This is a genomic window from Deefgea salmonis, from assembly GCF_020531905.1.
Lineage (GTDB): Bacteria > Pseudomonadota > Gammaproteobacteria > Burkholderiales > Chitinibacteraceae > Deefgea > Deefgea salmonis.
Window position 1 is genome coordinate 14,522 of the sequence record NZ_JAJAWG010000001.1, and the last position, 16,549, is coordinate 31,070.

Annotated in this window: 17 protein-coding genes and 1 pseudogene; 8 read left to right on the plus strand and 10 right to left on the minus strand. The window is 48.4% G+C overall.

What is annotated here, in order from left to right:
• Positions 1-44 precede the first annotated feature (44 nt).
• The 4 genes from mutS to fliW form a co-directional block, all read right to left on the minus strand.
• Complete coding sequence (gene mutS, locus LG219_RS00065; protein ID WP_226762515.1) at positions 45-2,612, minus strand: DNA mismatch repair protein MutS; 2,568 nt, start codon at positions 2,610-2,612, stop codon at positions 45-47.
• 50 nt (positions 2,613-2,662) lie between these two features.
• Positions 2,663-4,072 carry a tRNA lysidine(34) synthetase TilS gene (tilS, locus tag LG219_RS00070; RefSeq protein WP_226762516.1) on the minus strand — a complete coding sequence of 470 codons (1,410 nt, stop codon included), beginning with the start codon at positions 4,070-4,072 and terminating at the stop codon, positions 2,663-2,665.
• Complete coding sequence (locus LG219_RS00075) at positions 4,041-5,009, minus strand: acetyl-CoA carboxylase carboxyltransferase subunit alpha (RefSeq protein WP_226762517.1); 969 nt, start codon at positions 5,007-5,009, stop codon at positions 4,041-4,043. Before LG219_RS00075 ends, tilS begins: the two co-directional genes overlap by 32 nt.
• A gap of 158 nt (positions 5,010-5,167) precedes the next feature.
• On the minus strand, positions 5,168-5,581 hold the full coding sequence (gene fliW, locus LG219_RS00080; protein WP_226762518.1) for a flagellar assembly protein FliW: 414 nt from the start codon (positions 5,579-5,581) through the stop codon (positions 5,168-5,170).
• A 214-nt stretch (positions 5,582-5,795) separates the two neighbouring features.
• Here fliW and flgM point away from each other — a divergent pair, with 214 nt between their 5' ends.
• The 6 genes from flgM to LG219_RS00110 all read left to right on the plus strand — a co-directional run bounded on the left by flgM (position 5,796) and on the right by LG219_RS00110 (position 10,202).
• The gene (gene flgM / locus LG219_RS00085) at positions 5,796-6,086 is read left to right on the plus strand and encodes a flagellar biosynthesis anti-sigma factor FlgM (protein ID WP_226762519.1); all 291 of its coding nucleotides are present in this window, start codon (positions 5,796-5,798) and stop codon (positions 6,084-6,086) included.
• Positions 6,083-6,547, plus strand: a complete 465-nt coding sequence (flgN, locus tag LG219_RS00090; RefSeq protein ID WP_226762520.1) for a flagellar export chaperone FlgN — start codon at positions 6,083-6,085, stop codon at positions 6,545-6,547. The genes flgM and flgN overlap by 4 nt, the downstream gene beginning before the upstream one ends.
• A gap of 428 nt (positions 6,548-6,975) precedes the next feature.
• A complete protein-coding gene (locus tag LG219_RS00095) occupies positions 6,976-7,746 on the plus strand; it encodes a (Fe-S)-binding protein (RefSeq protein ID WP_226762521.1) in 771 nt (256 codons plus the stop codon).
• A complete protein-coding gene (locus tag LG219_RS00100; protein ID WP_226762522.1) occupies positions 7,743-9,128 on the plus strand; it encodes a lactate utilization protein B in 1,386 nt (461 codons plus the stop codon). The genes LG219_RS00095 and LG219_RS00100 overlap by 4 nt, the downstream gene beginning before the upstream one ends.
• On the plus strand, positions 9,121-9,720 hold the full coding sequence (locus LG219_RS00105; protein ID WP_226762523.1) for a LutC/YkgG family protein: 600 nt from the start codon (positions 9,121-9,123) through the stop codon (positions 9,718-9,720). Before LG219_RS00100 ends, LG219_RS00105 begins: the two co-directional genes overlap by 8 nt.
• 74 nt (positions 9,721-9,794) lie before the next feature.
• Positions 9,795-10,202: a ribonucleotide reductase subunit alpha gene (locus tag LG219_RS00110; RefSeq protein ID WP_226762524.1), complete on the plus strand. Its 408-nt coding sequence runs from the start codon at positions 9,795-9,797 to the stop codon at positions 10,200-10,202.
• On the opposite strand, the gene LG219_RS00115 is transcribed toward LG219_RS00110, so the two are convergent.
• From LG219_RS00115 to aspT, 5 genes are all read right to left on the minus strand, one after another.
• Positions 10,158-10,403 carry an IS66 family transposase gene (locus LG219_RS00115; RefSeq protein WP_226762525.1) on the minus strand — a complete coding sequence of 82 codons (246 nt, stop codon included), beginning with the start codon at positions 10,401-10,403 and terminating at the stop codon, positions 10,158-10,160. The genes LG219_RS00110 and LG219_RS00115 overlap by 45 nt on opposite strands.
• Entirely contained in the window at positions 10,394-10,588 is a 195-nt protein-coding gene (gene tnpB / locus LG219_RS00120) for an IS66 family insertion sequence element accessory protein TnpB (RefSeq protein WP_226762526.1), read from the minus strand. Before tnpB ends, LG219_RS00115 begins: the two co-directional genes overlap by 10 nt.
• Positions 10,585-10,728, minus strand: a complete 144-nt coding sequence (locus LG219_RS00125) for a hypothetical protein (protein ID WP_226762527.1) — start codon at positions 10,726-10,728, stop codon at positions 10,585-10,587. The genes tnpB and LG219_RS00125 overlap by 4 nt, the downstream gene beginning before the upstream one ends.
• Positions 10,729-10,956: 228 nt before the next feature.
• Positions 10,957-12,558: a bifunctional aspartate transaminase/aspartate 4-decarboxylase gene (locus tag LG219_RS00130; RefSeq protein WP_226762528.1), complete on the minus strand. Its 1,602-nt coding sequence runs from the start codon at positions 12,556-12,558 to the stop codon at positions 10,957-10,959.
• Between the two features lie 36 nt (positions 12,559-12,594).
• Entirely contained in the window at positions 12,595-14,280 is a 1,686-nt protein-coding gene (gene aspT / locus LG219_RS00135) for an aspartate-alanine antiporter (RefSeq protein ID WP_226762529.1), read from the minus strand.
• A 906-nt stretch (positions 14,281-15,186) separates the two neighbouring features.
• On the opposite strand from aspT, the pseudogene LG219_RS00140 reads away from it, so the two are divergent.
• Positions 15,187-15,330: pseudogene (locus LG219_RS00140) on the plus strand (transposase); the annotation flags it as partial.
• Between the two features lie 6 nt (positions 15,331-15,336).
• Here the strand turns inward: LG219_RS00140 and LG219_RS00145 are convergent.
• The gene (locus tag LG219_RS00145) at positions 15,337-16,200 is read right to left on the minus strand and encodes a carcinine hydrolase/isopenicillin-N N-acyltransferase family protein (RefSeq protein WP_226762530.1); all 864 of its coding nucleotides are present in this window, start codon (positions 16,198-16,200) and stop codon (positions 15,337-15,339) included.
• A 112-nt stretch (positions 16,201-16,312) separates the two neighbouring features.
• On the opposite strand from LG219_RS00145, the gene LG219_RS00150 reads away from it, so the two are divergent.
• Positions 16,313-16,468 (plus strand): hypothetical protein, encoded by a 156-nt coding sequence (locus tag LG219_RS00150; protein ID WP_226762531.1) that lies wholly within the window; start codon positions 16,313-16,315, stop codon positions 16,466-16,468.
• Positions 16,469-16,549 lie beyond the last annotated feature (81 nt).

The following is a 16,549-nucleotide window of genomic DNA, read 5'->3' on the forward strand; positions in this document are numbered from 1 at the left end:
GCTTAATTGCTGATCGCCAGTGTAATAGTTGCATTTGTTTGATCTTAAATAAGCGTTTGTAAGCGATAAATCAATGCCAGTGCATCCCGCGGGCTCAGTTCATCCGCTTTAATGTCTTGTAGAGCTTGGACCGCAGGGTGCAATTCAAGTTCAGCCGCTTCTTCAAAATGGTTGACGGCAAACAAATCTGCTTGTGGCCCATTTTGTAAGCTATTTTGTTCTAAGTCCAGTAATTTACGTTTGGCTTGACGAACTACGTCACGCGGCACGCCCGCTAAGCTGGCAACAGCAATCCCATAGCTTTGTGACGCCGGGCCTTCTTGCACTGCATGTAGAAAAACGATCTTGTCTTTGTGTTCAACTGCATCTAAATGCACATTGCTCACTTGCGGGTAATCTTGGGCGAGTCGAGTTAGTTCAAAATAGTGCGTGGCAAACAGGGTGTAGCTGCGATTTTTTTCGATTAAAGCGCGAGCGATGGACCAAGCCAGCGCTAAACCATCAAAAGTCGATGTGCCACGGCCAACTTCATCCATCAGCACCAAGCTGTATTCGTTGGCATTGTTTAAAATATTGGCCGTTTCGGTCATCTCGACCATAAAGGTCGATCGGCCACCGGCTAAATCATCGCTTGCCCCAATGCGAGTAAAAATTCGATCGACTCGGCCGATTTGGGCGCTTTGTGCCGGTACGTAGCTACCGATGTGCGCCAGCAAGACAATAAGGGCCACTTGCCGCATATACGTCGATTTACCACCCATATTCGGGCCGGTAATCAGCAGTAATTTGCGGGCTAAATGGAAGTCGGCGCTATTGGGAATGAAGTCGTCAATTTGCGCTTCAACCACAGGGTGGCGACCGGCTTCGATGTGTAATACCGCATCGTCACAAAACTGCGGGGCAATATAGCCGCTCAGTTCGGCGCGCTGCGCTAAGCAAACCAGTACGTCGAGGGTAGCGACCGCTTGGCCAGCCAGACGCAAGGTGCTGAGGTGTATTTGCAGCTTTTCGATGAGGCCTTCGTAAAGTTGTTTCTCCAGCGCCAAGGCCCGTTCATTGGCAGACAGGGCTTTTTCTTCAAACTGTTTTAATTCTGGCGTGATGTAACGCTCGGCATTTTTCATCGTTTGCCGACGGCGGTAGTCTTCGGGTACTTGGCTTAGGTATGAGTTGGTAATCTCAATAAAAAAGCCGGCTACGCGGTTATACTCCACGCGCAAACTGGCAATGCCGGTGCGTTCGCGTTCGCGTAATTCCAGCTGGGTGAGAAAGTCGCCGCAGTTGCTTTGAATATGACGTAATTCATCCAGATCGCTTGAATAGCCATCCGCAATCACGCCGCCTTCACGAATTAATACCCCCGGTTCGGCTTGAATCGCCGCGTGTAGCAAGCTGGCAATGGCGGGTTCCGCATTCAGAGCCGCCGCTAAGCCGCGAAATAATCCATTGTGCGGGAGCTGCTCGGCCAATTGCGGCAATACCTGCAAGCTGCTGCGTAAACTCGCCAGATCACGAGGACGGGCGCTGCGCAGTGCAATGCGGGAAACGATGCGTTCGATGTCGGCGATTTCACGCAGGATTGGGTAGAGCGTCTCGCAATGTGCTTGTGCAATCAGCGTGCTAATCGCGTCTTGGCGTTCGATGATTTTGTGGTGTTGGCGCAATGGATGATGCAACCAATGCGCCAATAGCCGTGAGCCCATGCCGGTTGCACATTGGTCGAGTAAAGAAAACAGCGTGGGTGTGGTTTCGCCACGAATGGTTTCGGTGATTTCAAGATTGCGCCGTGTGGCGGCATCGAGCTCAATGTATTGCGTGGTGCTTTCTACGCGTAGACCATCGAGAGCTGGCAGCGAGCCGCCTTGCGTGCTGCGAACATAATCGAGCAAAGCACCCGCAGCGCCGAGGGCCAGCATGTCATTGCTCACGCCAAAGCCGCTTAAATCATGGACGCTAAAGTGCCGGCTGAGATTGCGCTGGGCGCTGTCATTTTCAAATTGCCAGCTGGCAATTTTGCGCACCGGAATGCGCAGCTGATCAAGTAGTGCCAGCTCAGTGCCTTCGGGTACTAAGATTTCAGCAGGGCGCAGTCGCTCCAGTTCTGAGCTGATTTTTTCAACGTCGGTATCCATCAAAGCAAAGTCGCCCGAAGCCAATGACAACCAGGCCATGCCCAGTTGGCCTTTAACAAAACGCAGTGCCAACAGGCGGTTTTCTTGTTTGTCGTCCAGCAGTGCCGCATCGGTTAAAGTGCCCGGCGTGACCACGCGCATGACTTTGCGCTCGACCGGCCCTTTGCTGGTGGCTGGGTCGCCAATTTGTTCGCAAATGGCAATCGATTCACCGAGTTTGACCAATTTAGCCAGATACGGTTCAAGCGAGTGAAACGGAATGCCGCACATTTTGATCGGCTCACCCGCGCTGCTGCCACGGGTGGTGAGGGTGATATCGAGCAAGCGCGCCGCTTTGACCGCATCCTCATAAAATAACTCGTAAAAATCCCCCATGCGATAGAACACCAGCTTGTCGGTGTGATCGGCCTTGAGCGAAAAATATTGCGCCATCATGGGCGTGTGGGTTGGGGCGGCGGACGTTTTGCTGCTTTTGGCCATGATGTGTTCCGTATTGCGAGTATATGAGTGAGCGTCTTGCTGGTTATGCTTTAGCGGGCAATACCCATGTTGGGGTGATTGGCTTGCCAAATGGGTAACCAGCCGATTTGATTGGCGGCAACTTGAAAATCAGCGTGAACACCAAGACCGGGTACGGCGGCCAGTTGGCCGTTAAGGTAAATCAGCGGCGTGGTTTCGCGTAGCCATGGCGCAATCCCAAGGACTTGGCAATGGGCTTTGAGCGAGCGCGTTGGGCGATTGGCTGCCAGTCTGAGGCTTTCGCCGCCTGAGCGACCGGCGATACGGTAGCCTTGCTGTAAAAAGCGCGGATCGATGCCGTGTTCTGCTTCAATCCAGCGCAGTTCGCCATGCCAATCGGCAATCTGTGGCGCGTCTTGCCATTGACGATCTAATTGCGGCCCCGGGTTTAAGCTAGCGCGCGTGATATGCAATGCGCCTCGATAGCGGCGAATTGCGGCATTACGCCAAACCAGTGCTGGGCAAGTGTCGCTGGCAGCGTCAAAAGTGACGCGCAATAATTCGTCAAAAGCACGCAACTCGAGCGTAATGCCGTGGGTATCGAGCCAATGATGTAAGGCATTGCGTTGCCGCGCAGCGCTGAGCTGTTGAAATGGCGCGAGCTGCAACGCTTGCTCTTGCACGCACAGTACGAGGTCTTCTTGGGCGCGCTCTAATAAAATCGCCGCAGCATCGCCTTGATGTATTGCGCTGCGGGCAATAGTGGCTATGGCTTTGGGGTTAATACCCTCAAGTAAAGGGATGAGCTCATGGCGAATTTTGTTGCGTTTAAAGGCCGTGTTTTGATTGCTTTCATCCTCCACCCAAGTCAACTGATGGGCATTGGCGTAGTCCAGTAAGACCGAGCGTGGCAACTGCAGCAAAGGGCGTAGTACGTCGATGTGGGCGTTCAGCGCCCGCACGGGTTTCATGGCAGATAGGCCGGCTGGGCCGCTGCCGCGCAGCAAATTGATTAGCAACGTTTCGCTTTGATCGTTTTGATGGTGGGCGAGTACGATGGCCTCGCATGCTTGCTCGCTAAACGCACGATACCGCGCGGTACGAGCATTGCTTTCAACGCCAAGCCCGGTGCCTTTTGATACGTTGACGTGTGTAATTTGACAAGGAATCTGGTGTGCTTGGCAAAAAGCGCGCGCATGTTCAGCCCAGATGTCGGCATTGGGTGAGAGGCCATGATGGATATGCACTGCGCTTAAGCTAAAGCCCAGTTCAGTTTGCTGTTGACTGAGCCAGTGCAGCAGTACGCTTGAATCCAATCCAGCTGAAAAGCCAACGCATAGGCGAGTTGGGGAGGGCTGCGATTGAAAACGGGGGCCTTGGCCCCCGTTGCAGCAAAAATCAATGAGGTTGGCCGTTGCCGCAAGCCAGCCTTCGTGATTGAGCGCCGCCTTAGGCGACGGTTTCTTCTTTAAATTTGCCATATTCCATTAGACGCTCAAAGCGATCATCGAGAAGTTGATCAATCGATTTGGCTTGTAAGTTTTTAAGCCCATCGGCAATTGATTTTTTCATTGCGCTCATCATGAGTTGATAGTCGCGATGTGCGCCGCCAACGGGTTCACTAATCACTTTATCGACCAAACCGAGGGTTTTTAAGCGCGTTGCGGTGATGCCAAGGGCTTCGGCCGCATCGGAGGCGCGCTCGGCGGTTTTCCACAAAATGGTGGCGCAGCCTTCAGGAGAAATCACTGAATACGTTGAATATTGCAGCATTTGTACAATATCGCCGACGGCAATCGCTAACGCGCCGCCAGAACCGCCTTCACCAATAATGGTGCAGATGGTCGGTACACGCAGTTTGGCCATTTCAAATAAATTGCGACCAATCGCTTCGGACTGTCCACGCTCTTCAGCGCCGATACCAGGGTAAGCACCCGGTGTATCGATAAAGGTGATGACGGGAATGTTGAATTTTTCTGCCAATTTCATCATGCGCAAGGCTTTGCGGTAGCCTTCTGGGCGTGGCATACCGAAATTACGCAAGATTTTTTCTTTGGTATCGCGCCCTTTTTGGTGGCCAATGACCATGACACTTTGACCATTAAAGCGAGCCAAACCACCCACAATGGCCAAGTCATCGGCAAAAGCGCGATCACCGTGCAATTCTTGAAAGTCTGTAAAAATACCCGCGATATAGTCGTAGGTATATGGACGCTGCGGATGGCGCGCCACTTGAGAAATTTGCCACGGCGACAGTTTGGCGTAGATCGTTTTAGTGAGCTCTTGGCTCTTTTTTTCTAAATGCGAAATTTCAACTGAGATATCTACTGCCGAATCGTCCTGCACGTAGCGCAGTTCTTCGATCTTGTTTTCGAGTTCGGCTACAGATTGCTCGAAGTCGAGGAAGGTCGTTTTCATGCTCTTCATACTCCAGAAGTGCCACTTACAAATAGCGCACGCGCGCAGCTAGCCAGTATGGCCAGCGCGTAAAATGGCGCAATCATACAGCAAGCACGGCTGCGCTCCAAGATGCCGACGGCTTTGTGCTGAGCAATTGCCGTTCATGACAGAGTGCATTATGCATTGCGAAAAACAATATCAGCCTTTACGTCAATTTTTTGTAAGCCTTTGCGGGTGTTTAAGTTGATGACCAAGGGCGCATTGGTATTGACGCTAATGGTACCGCCCTCTGGGCGGGATAAAATTAAAAATAATTTGGCATCACTTGGCGTGGCCAATGCAATTAATTGGCATTCTGCGTCAGATAGGGTCAAGGCGTAGTTGAGTCCTAAGCGCTCAGTTTCTACCAAGGTAAACAGCACTGCCGCATCATCTAAAGATTGCAGCCACAATACTTTAGGGTTGGGTTTTTCTTCGTGAAGCAGTTTGTAATTTTTGCAATCTTCGAAGCCGGGAATGCCCAGTGGGAATTGAATGATGGTTTCGGGATCAACTTCAATTTGGCCAAAACGACTAGGATAAACTTGCATTTAAAAGGCTCCACCAAGGAATATGAAAGCCAAGGATAACGTATTCATACGCTACGTGCCGAGCTTAGGTCTATGCTGTTGTAATTCTTTGTGACTTGTGTTTTAGCGTTTGCTGATAAACAATTGAATTACTAAAGAATTTCAAACTTGGGTCGATAATTGGCATAATGGAAGAAATTGACTGTGCGCCATTAAATTGGCATAGGATGCAATCATGAAAATTGACAACTCTGGCAAGCCATTAGCCAATATCGCTACGCGGCCGCTTGAAGGGCGTGTTGCTGCGAAGGCTGAGCAAGCGACAGAAAAAAACAGCGTTAGCATCAATCCCTTAGCGGCTCAATTATCCAATGTCGCGGGGGCAGGTAAAAGCGAATCGACTTTTGATGCTGAAAAAGTGGCTCAAATTCGTCAAGCGATTGCTGATGGCCGTTTTGCAATCAAGCCAGAGGCAATTGCCGATGGCTTACTGTCGAGTGTGAAAGCACTGCTTGCTCGTCCATGAGCTCTCCGGTTGATCTGTATCCGTCAATTGCAATAGAGCTGCTCGAGGTTGAGCGGCTTGTGGCGTTAATGCAACGTGAACAAGATATTTTGGTCAATCGTCAGTTTGATCAAATGAATGATTTGCTGGTATTGAAAACACGGGCGGTGCAACAGCTTGAAATGGCAACCCAATGCCGCTTGCAATGTGCACAGCAATTGAATTTACATACCGCATCACAATTGAGTGATTATTTGCTCGGTGATCGCAAAATTGCGCCGCAATGGCAGCAATTACAGCAGCAAGCCAAGCTGGCCGAAGTGCTCAATCGCAGTAATGCACAATTGGTGCAATGCCATGAAGAGGCAAATCGCCATTTATTAAGCTTGCTTTCTAAAGAAAAAAATCAAGAAATCGCCTATAGCGCCAATGGTCGTTTACGCCATCAGCCCACTTTAGGCCGACCGCTCGATCGTGCTTAATGCCTTGCAGGTCTGATCTGCTGGCGGGCTCAATCCCTCTATTTTTAAATTCATCTCGATCCCTTGCACTTTAGCAGGCTAAAAAATCAAACCGTCGGTGCTTGTCGGTTGGATCATCAGGCTTTTTTTGAGTTGTTGCGCCTTGTATTTTGCCATTTAGCCTTGGTGTGGACGACGCGTGTGCTGATTTTATCTATGCTCAGTGTTCATTTTTACGCTTATTAATTACGACGATCTAGAGTGGTTGTCAGTGTAGACTGCGATTATATTTACAATTAACCTGTATTTTATTTTGTTGCTCGTAAGTAATTGGCGGTTTGATTGCGTGCGTGCGCTTGAGTTACAGGGGCACAGGAATGCGGTGATGGCTATTTGATGAACATGAGCGATGATAAAACATCGTTCACGATTGAAATAAGGGGTTGGTAATGACGATGACGCCGATTGCGCCACGCGTGGCTTTGTTTGTGCCGTGCTTTATTGATGCGAGCTTTCCTGAGATCGGGGTTGCGACGCTGCAATTACTCGAGCGCTTGGGGTGTATTGTGGAGTATCCATTCAATCAAACCTGCTGTGGTCAGCCGCTCGCCAATGAAGGGGATCAAAAAAATGCAGCAGCTTGCGAAGCATTATTTGTCCAAAACTTTGCGGGTTACGATTATATCGTCGGCCCATCCGCCAGCTGCATTCATCATATTCGACAACATTTAGATGCCATTGAGCAAACTGCTGACGTGACGCACGTGCGAACGCATGCGTATGAATTAGTTGAATTTTTACACGATATATTGCAAATCCATGATTTTCCTTGGGCGTCATTCCCGCACAAAGTAGCTTTGCACAATAGCTGTACTTCGTTGCGTAGTCTGCAACCACCTTTGGCATCAATGTCAGAAATTAGTGGGCCAGCTTTTTCTAAGCCGAAAGCGTTGCTGGCCAATGTACCGGGCATCGAATGGGTTGAGTTAGAGCGCGCCGATGAGTGCTGTGGTTTTGGAGGCTTGTTTTCTGTTTTTGAGGAGGGCGTGTCGGCCAAAATGGGGTATGACAAGGTGGATGATCAACGACGAGCGGGGGCGGAATATATTGTCTCGGCCGACATGAGTTGCTTGATGCATCAAAAGGGTTGCGCGCAGCGCTTAGGGTATGGACAAAAATACATTCATATTGCCCAGATTTTGAATGGAGACGCACAATGAAACCGGTTGATCAATCGGCCGCTGCAGATGTTTTTATCGCCGATGTGCAGCATGAACGTTTTCATGATCATCACTTGTGGGACTTAAGAAAAGGGCGCGATCAAGAGCGAGATCATATCCCTGAGTGGGAAACGCTGCGCCAGCTCGCGTCGGATATTAAAGCGCATACGCTGACGCATTTGGCGGACTATCTAGAAGAGTTTGAGCGCAACGCTACAGCCAATGGGGTGCAGGTGCATTGGGCACAAAATGCCCAAGAGCATAATCGGATTGTTGGCGAGATTTTTGAAGCGCGGCAAGTTAAAACCGTGATTAAAAGCAAGTCGATGCTCACGGATGAATGCCAGATGCGACCGTATTTGGCCGAGCGCGGGATTACGGTAATTGAATCGGATTTGGGCGAGCGGATTCAGCAATTGGATGATGACCAACCACCGAGTCATATCGTAGTGCCGGCAGTGCATAAATTACGAGGTGATGTTGCAAAATTATTTGCCCGGACAATTCATTCTGACCCTAATAATGACGACCCCAAAGTATTAAGTGAAGCTGGACGACAAAGCTTGCGCCCGCATTTTTTAGCCACCGATGCGGGAATGACAGGGGCGAATTACTTGATCGCAGAGACCGGTAGTTTTGTGGTGTGTACCAATGAAGGTAATGCCGACATTAGCGCCAATTTACCACCCTTGCATGTCGCCTCGGTTGGGATTGAAAAACTGATTCCGCGTATCGAAGATCTGGGGGTATTTATTCGCCTGTTGTCACGCAGTGCCTTAGGTTCGCCCATTACGCAATATACCTCGCACTTTCGCGCGCCACGCGATGGCGGTGAAATGCATATTGTGTTGGTTGATAACGGCCGCTCAGCACGATTGGGGATGACTGATTTTTGGACTTCACTCAAGTGTATTCGCTGCGGGGCGTGCATGAATACTTGTCCAGTGTATCGGCGCAGTGGTGGTTTAAGTTATGGCAGTGTATATCCGGGGCCCATTGGGGTAATTTTAAATCCAGCGATTGATTTACATCGCTATCGTGCTTTGCCCTATGCATCCACCATGAATGGCAGTTGTACCAGCGTATGCCCAGTCAAAATCAATATTCACGAGCAAATCTATCAATGGCGGCGAATTATAAGTGAAAAACAAGAGCTACCGCTATTGCGTCGAACTGCGCTGGATGTCGCCGCCAAAGTATTGGCAAGCCCGGTATTATATCGGCGCGTCATTGCTGGGCTTGATCAAGTTAGTCGCGATTTCCCACGGGCATTAATTTATAACCCACTCAATGCTTGGGGCTTGCAAAGAGAGATGCCTGAAGCGCCCCAAGCCACATTTCATCAGTGGTGGGCCAAAAACCGAGGTGCTGATCATGAGTAGTCGCGATATTATTTTGGCGCAAGTACGCGTCAATCAGCCGCCGGCAAGTGATTTACCCAAAGTGGCGTTGTTTGATGCCGATTTGCCAAGTCCATGGCCGCAATTTCAAGCGAGTTTGCGACGGATGGGCGGGCAAGTATTGGATTGTCCTGATGGTGTGCATTTGAACGCTTTACTGGCACAACATTTTCCGGAAGCTAAAATAATTGCTTCGGTCGTTCCCGAATTGGTGGGTAATTTTCGTGTTTTGCAAGGCGAAGATCCGCATCGCTTGGCCGAGGTGGATATCGCTGTGGTGCGTGCGCGGTTTGCCGTTGCTGAAACCGGTAGCGTTTGCTTTACCGAGCAAGAGCTGGTGATTAATGCACTGGCTTATTTGGCGCAGCATTTGGTCGTTTTGTTGGATGTGGATGAGATTGTTGGCAATCTACATCACGCTTATCAACGCCCTGAGTTTCGATCGGCTCGATATGCAGTACTGCATAGCGGCCCTTCGGCGACGGCTGATATTGAAGGCACTTTAGTGCATGGTGCACAGGGGGTGCGTTCATTGTCGGTCATTGCGTATCAACGCAGTCATGATATTGTGTGAGTGGGTGAGTTTTTTATGTTTTATGTCAGATTTTAACGGTACTTTTAATCACAACTAATCCTAGGGGCGTCATTATGAATATTGCCAGTTTTACTGATTTACTGACTGCTGCTCGCGCCCAGCCAACACCACAAAGGTTATTGTTTGTTTTTACAGGTGCAGGTTTGCCTGAAGGAGCGAGTGCCGAGCAAGTGGCTCAGTTTACCGCCCAGCAGGCTGGCGAACTGACGCCTTTAATGTACGTGGATAAATCGCCGCTAGAGCTAAGTACGTTCGCGGTTTTGACGGCGGAATCAACACAGTTAATTCCCACTTGGGATGTTGTCTTTGTCGCTGGTTTAGGTGGCAAGGGTCAGCTAGCGCCGACCCATGATGAAATTGAGGGCGCATTTCAACGAATGATGGCAGCAATTCAATCGGGAGCGGTCCAGCAATTTTTAGCATTTCGCCGTAATGGTGAGTTGGTGCAGTTGATTGCGTGATTTCATGTGGCGGGCAGTTACACGCTGTTTTTTGAATGGGATATTGCAACCTTTGTCCGGATCGAGTTGTTTGACTGGGGTTTCGTCGGCATGCAGCACCGTTTCGCCGTTCAGTGGTTCATGCAGCCGATCCGCCAATGGTTGCAACCACCAACTGAGGCTACCAACCCAACTGGCCAGCGTGCTTTCTGCTAAAGGCAATTCGCTGCGTTCTCCCTCAGCAGCACTTTGAAGCGATTACTGCGCTGATTGCGAAATGCATATGCTGCACCTTCGACGGGTGAACGCTGCAAACGGGCGTGAATCTTGGCCGACAAACCCTCAATGCCGAGGCGCATATCGGCTGGCTCGACGACCAATTGCAGCAAGGTGAATGGTGGCATCATGCCAAAGCGCGCAATAAAGCCGCGACCCAAGCCGGATCGATTGCCGCAGGCAAAGTAAGCGTCACACCGGAGGGGAAATTCAAGTTCAACTGCGCCGCAAAGAGGTCGCGCCATTGTGCTGGCACGATGCTCGAAGCCATCCCTGCTGCGCTCCCAAAAATCAAAAGCGCAGCATGCCTAAATTAAAACGACAATTGGGGTGGGGCGGTAACATCCTTACGCCCGGCTTGCTTTCGTGAGGCATTAACGAAAGCAGCACAATCATCAACTTGAGAAGCAGGTGTATCGTCTCACCTAAATTCAAGTTCGCAATAGTGCAAAGCGGCTGGTTATTAATGGCTGTATAAGCCGAAATCTGACACGCAAAATCAAGTGCTTAATGTGGCCTGATATTGTTGCCAATAGCCGCGTGCGACAGCGCGCACTGCACGACCAATGTCTTCATAAACCTCATCCTCCAAATTAGCAAACGAAACGCGGGCAGACCAATCTGGAGCTTCAAAACCATTGCCGTTAAGTAAAACAATGCCATGGTCTTCCGCTAGCTTAAACACGATGTCGAGCGGATGCACGTTGACCTTCATCCACGTCACCAACTCTTCGCCCATGTATTTACGAATCCAAAATTCGAAATCGATCAGGCCGTAATAGCGATCAAACAAGGGGCCGATTTCGGGGTTAATGCCCAAACCTTCGCTTAGCAAGTGAACGCGCTGATCAACAATATTAATACACGCTTTTTGATACGCTTTTTCTTCATCGATCAATTCGCTAATCGAGAATAATGTCATCATCACTTGCTGCGGCAACGATAAGCCAGCAGTGTGATTAAGCGCCACGTCACGGCTGTCGGCGACGACACGATCAATAAATTTCAGCTGGCGCGGTTCAAGCGTTAACGTGCTGTAGCGCTTATCGAGCAGTAGTTTGGTTGCTTCGGGTAGATTGGCAATTTTTTCGTCAAAAATATTGTTTTCGTGCACCGCAATTACGCCTAGGCGCCAGCCAGTACAACCGAAATATTTACTGTATGAATAAACGCCAATAGTATTCCGCGGAAATTCGCCAAGCAAAGAGCGAAAATCATTAACAAACGTGCCATAAACGTCATCGGTCAGAATGATCAGATCAGGGCGCTGCTGCATAATTTTTCCGATACGCTGGATGGTTTCAGCGGATAAGGCCACGGCAGTTGGATTACCTGGATTGACCAAGAAAAACGCTTTAATTTTTGGGTCGAGTAGCGGTTTAAGGTCTTCTTCGGTCCACTGGAATTTATTTTCCTGGTGTGCGGTGATATTAACGACGTTGAGTTGATAATCCTCTAGCAGGGGCATTTCAAGATAGGGCGTAAAAATCGGCGTTCCCAGCGCAATTGTGTCGCCGGCATTGAGTAGGCGATTCGCTTTTAGCGATTTAAATAAATAGCACATTGCTGCTGTGCCACCTTCAACGGCAAATAAATCAAATTTGCCCACCGGGCGTGGATTTCCGCACATGGCCCACTGCAAATATTCATGAACAATTTGCTCGTTATGCACGAGGATGCGATCAGGAACCGGGTAATTGTCGCCAATGATCGAATCCGTTAATTCATGAACAAACGCATCAGCATCAAAGCCAAACCGCATAATTGTCCATGGGATCGCTTTAGCTAAAAAAGCAGCGCCAGGGGTTTGATTTTGCGTTGCCAACCAATCTTGTAAACGAGCCGCTGAACCGTTGGCTTTAGGCATGCCACCTAAGCCGGCGGGTAAGTTCATTACACGTTTGCTTTCTAGTACTGCAAATTGACCAAGGAGAAAGAAACCTTCTCTCGGAGTAGTTGCAACCCAATTAGGATTGCCACGTCCGGCATTCAAAAATATTTTATGCGACGTTCTGGACACTTTTTTAGCGGCATTGATCAGAAAGTCTTTAATTTCAAACGGGCTGAGATGTTGGTATTCACGTAGCGTAGTAACGTCCATTTTGAGCTCCTTAAAGCGATAAAGTAGAGAGTAGGTTCAGCTGTGAGACATCAATAAAACAATGAGCAGACCAAAAATAGTTAGCAAGGTATTGCCAATCGCATATGGCATACCGTAGCCCAAAGCGGGTACTTTACTTTTGGCTGTTTCCTGAATCATCCCGAGCGCCGCGGTTGTGGTTCGAACGCCGGCGCAAACACCAAACAAAATAGCCGGATGAAATTTAAAGACGTAATGCCCCAGATAAATTGCAACAAGCATTGGTACTGATGTCGAAATAATTCCCCAGACAAAGAGGCTGATCCCTACATGCTGTAGACCAGCAACAAAGCCCGGCCCAGCATTAATACCAACAATGGCGATAAATACATTCAAACCTAAAGTATTCATTAGTGCTAGTGCAGGGGCTGGGATACGGCCAAAAGTTGGGTGAACAGTTCGCCCATAACTAAGGAGTAGGCCAGCCAGCAAAGCGCCACCGGATGTAGACAAACTCAATGGAATACTTCCAAGCTTGATCGACAAAGCACCAATTAAGCCGCCGATAAAAATACCACCAGCGACAGTAACTAGATCCGTATCTTGCACTGGGCGATCAGCATAGCCGAGTGCTTTGGCCGCAACAGCAATGTGGCGCTCGCTACCGATCAACGTCAGAATGTCGCCGCGCAAAATTTCGGTATTGGGTAGGATCGGAATCTCCACCATATGCCGTGTAATTTTGGAGAGGTAAATTCCGCGTGCTTGTGGGCTATCAGCAAGTTCTTTTATTGTTTTATTATTAAACGCTTTGTTGGTTATATAGACATCAACCTTATTCACTGGCGCGTTTAATAGTTCTTTATCATCAACTTCAGTGGTGTGCGGCTCAATTTGCTCTACAAGCACAGAGCGATGCCCTGATATGGCAAGGACATCTCCGCCCAAAATCACCGTGTCGCCATCGGCTTCAATAATCGTGTCGCCGCGCCGAACTCGTTCGATAAATACGCGCAAGTTGGGTGCGATGTCGCGCGCTTTTTTTCCGACTACGCGGCTATTGGAGGAGACTTTGAATGTACGAACTTCGATTTGCCGATATGCAGCGAGCTGACCTGCATCCTGACCAAGGTCACCTCCGATCTCTTTTTCATAATCAGCGCAAACTTTAACCAGATCAATGCCCAATAATTTTGGCCCAAGTTGCGCCAAAATTATGGCGGAACCTATCGTGCCGAAGATGTACGTCACTGCGTAACCAATTGGAATCGAATCAGCATACGATTTAGCTTGTTCTGGTGTTAAGCCCATATGGTTTATTTGATCGGTAGCAACACCAATCGCAGATGAAATAGTCTGCGAGCCTGCGTATAAACCAACTGCGTAACCTAAATCAAGATTAGCAAATTTGGCGCAAGCGAATGGCACCAACAGGCATAGCGCTAACACCAAAACTGAAAAAGCGATTTGGCGTGGACCATCTTTACTTAGCCCTGCAAAAAATTGCGGGCCGACACCGTAACCAACCGCAAAAAGAAACATCAAAAAGAAAGTCGATTTAATCGGGCCAGTGATTGTGATACCAAATTGGCCAATGATGACGGCAAATAGTAAAGTTGCGGTCACACTGCCGAGGCCAAAACCTGCAATTTTTTTCGGACCTAGCCAAAAACCAAAAGCTAGTGCGAGAAAAATTGATAGCTCAGGATATGAATGCAAAGTATCTAATAACCAGTTCCACATATAAATAATCCAATATTAGAAGTAAAAGTAAATTATAAATTTTTCATGTTTTTCATATTTTATTTTTCCTCATAATTTATTTGCAATTAGGTTTATCGATTTACTGAATCTGACTGCTTTGAACTTTCAGCTGGATACGAGTTAAAGTTCAAGGCAGTTATTCGGTACCAAGATTAAAACGTTGAATTTTTACTTGACTATGCCAAGCCAATATTAAAATATTTAATAGTAATACATTACAAAATCGCTTGTTTGTAAGCGATTTTTAACTAAGTGCAGAGAAAATATTATTTTTTTTACTAGAAACTGTATTTAATCGTTTGGGGTTACGCGGAGGACTTGATTTTTAAATGCTCGCTGAGTAAAAAAGCAAACTCAATTTTCAAAAATCCGAGAGCAATTTGTTGACGCGCTGAATGAACATCGTTTCAGTTACGTTTAATAGTAGGTGATATTTTTTTAATTGCCAGAGAAATAAGCTAAACCCATGAAAAACATGAGGATATCGATATGAAGCCATCTCGCTTTACTGATAGATAAATCATTATCATTATGATTAAGACTGAGACCTTTTTATTCGTTAAGTTTCTAGAATTAAGCGGACGGTTTCTACCTGTGGCACTAAGTGAATGCTGGTTTAATAAAAAATACGCCTCTTTTGTTATAAAAAATGCGCACAAATAGGATGCCTCGGCTATTTCATTATTAATTATTATTTTTTGTCATTGGACAATGATGAGGCGCAATGCCGTCGTCATCTTCTTTGTGGGTTGTCTGACTTGAGTTGACGATTTTTAGATTCAAGCTAATGCATTGCGGTTCAATTGTCAGTGGTTTGGTTATCCGCCCACCAAACCAATCTATTTTTAAGTAGAATTTTCTCGCAGTCTTTGAGGCGCATTTGACATGCAATCGACACGCTATTCCGATAGCCAAATGATGGCGATTTTAAAGCCGGCCGAAGCCGGTTCCACCGTTCCTGATTTATGCCGTGAACACGGCAGGAGCTCGGCTTCCTTTTCTCAGTGGCGAGCTAAGTTTGACGGCATTTTCGGATTATTTCGGTGCCAATACACCGTCCATTTGACGCCAGAACTTGCTGTCTAGCGTTAGATCTACAAGCTGTTCTGGCTGATTGGGGTTAGCAAGAATCAAATGCAATCGAGCCGGGCCCTGCAGAGGTAAGGCCATCTGCCAGCTTGCCAATGTATGCGCTTTGCCAAGCCGCCACAGGCTATTATCGGGGCCCGCGTTTTTGTCTCGGCTGATTAGCGTGAAATCGTCGCGTTGCCACGGCGTATCGTGCTCAGCAAGTAGGGCGTTAATGCGTGCAAGTCGGATCGCGCTACTCATGCCGACGTGCTGTGGTTGATCCAAAACGCTTTCATCCAAATAATGATTGGTATGTGCAACTGTGCCTTGATCGATGCGCTGTAACCGGTATTTACCGTGTTGCCCCACTTCAACCTGCATTAAGCCATATCTGTCTGCTAGCAGTAAAAACACTGGTTTTGCTTTGGAAAACAAATCATCCGCATGTGCGGTTACATCGTCCAAAGAGGCCGAATTTTGCAAAATTTGTGCCATTACGCCGTGACGCTCTCGGTCGGCCTCGCGAATCGAGCGGGGGAGGCTGCTGGCCGAAGCACTCAGCACCACCAGGCCTTGCGTGTTTACGCCGGCTTTGAGGCCTTTAAAATGCCCGTCATCCGCGAAGAGCCCTAGATAGCGATATCCTATTCGGGGCGTCTGTAAGCGCAATGACTGCTGGTGATTAGGCGTCCAGTCACGGTTCTTTGCGATTAGCGTTCCGTCCAGACTGGTGTTGCCAGCTACGCCCCACAAGGTACATGCATAGATCGGGGAAGACAGTTGGAAATTCAAACCAAATAGGCAAAGCAGCACGAGTTTGTGGTTCATGGCGGGGTGAGGGGTGATTTGCAATCAGCAAGATAATAATATAAATACGGCATGTCTTTGATTTGATTTATTTCTAGCGCTGCCGATAGCGCCATCGATGGTTGGTTTTTGCATGGCTTGTTTGGGCTCGGCGTTGAGTGAATATGGCGCGTCAGAAATATTAAACACCGAGCAAGGCGCCGCATTACAGCGGATCGTCTTGAACAACCGAATGACGATTACCATGCGGCAGAAAAATCCACTTTGGTCGATCCGTACACGCCAATGAGTGAAAAATAACAGGCCGCAAACCATCAGGTAGCGGCCTTAATTTGTGTGATGTAATCGGGTACTGCTCGGCCAAAGCCGT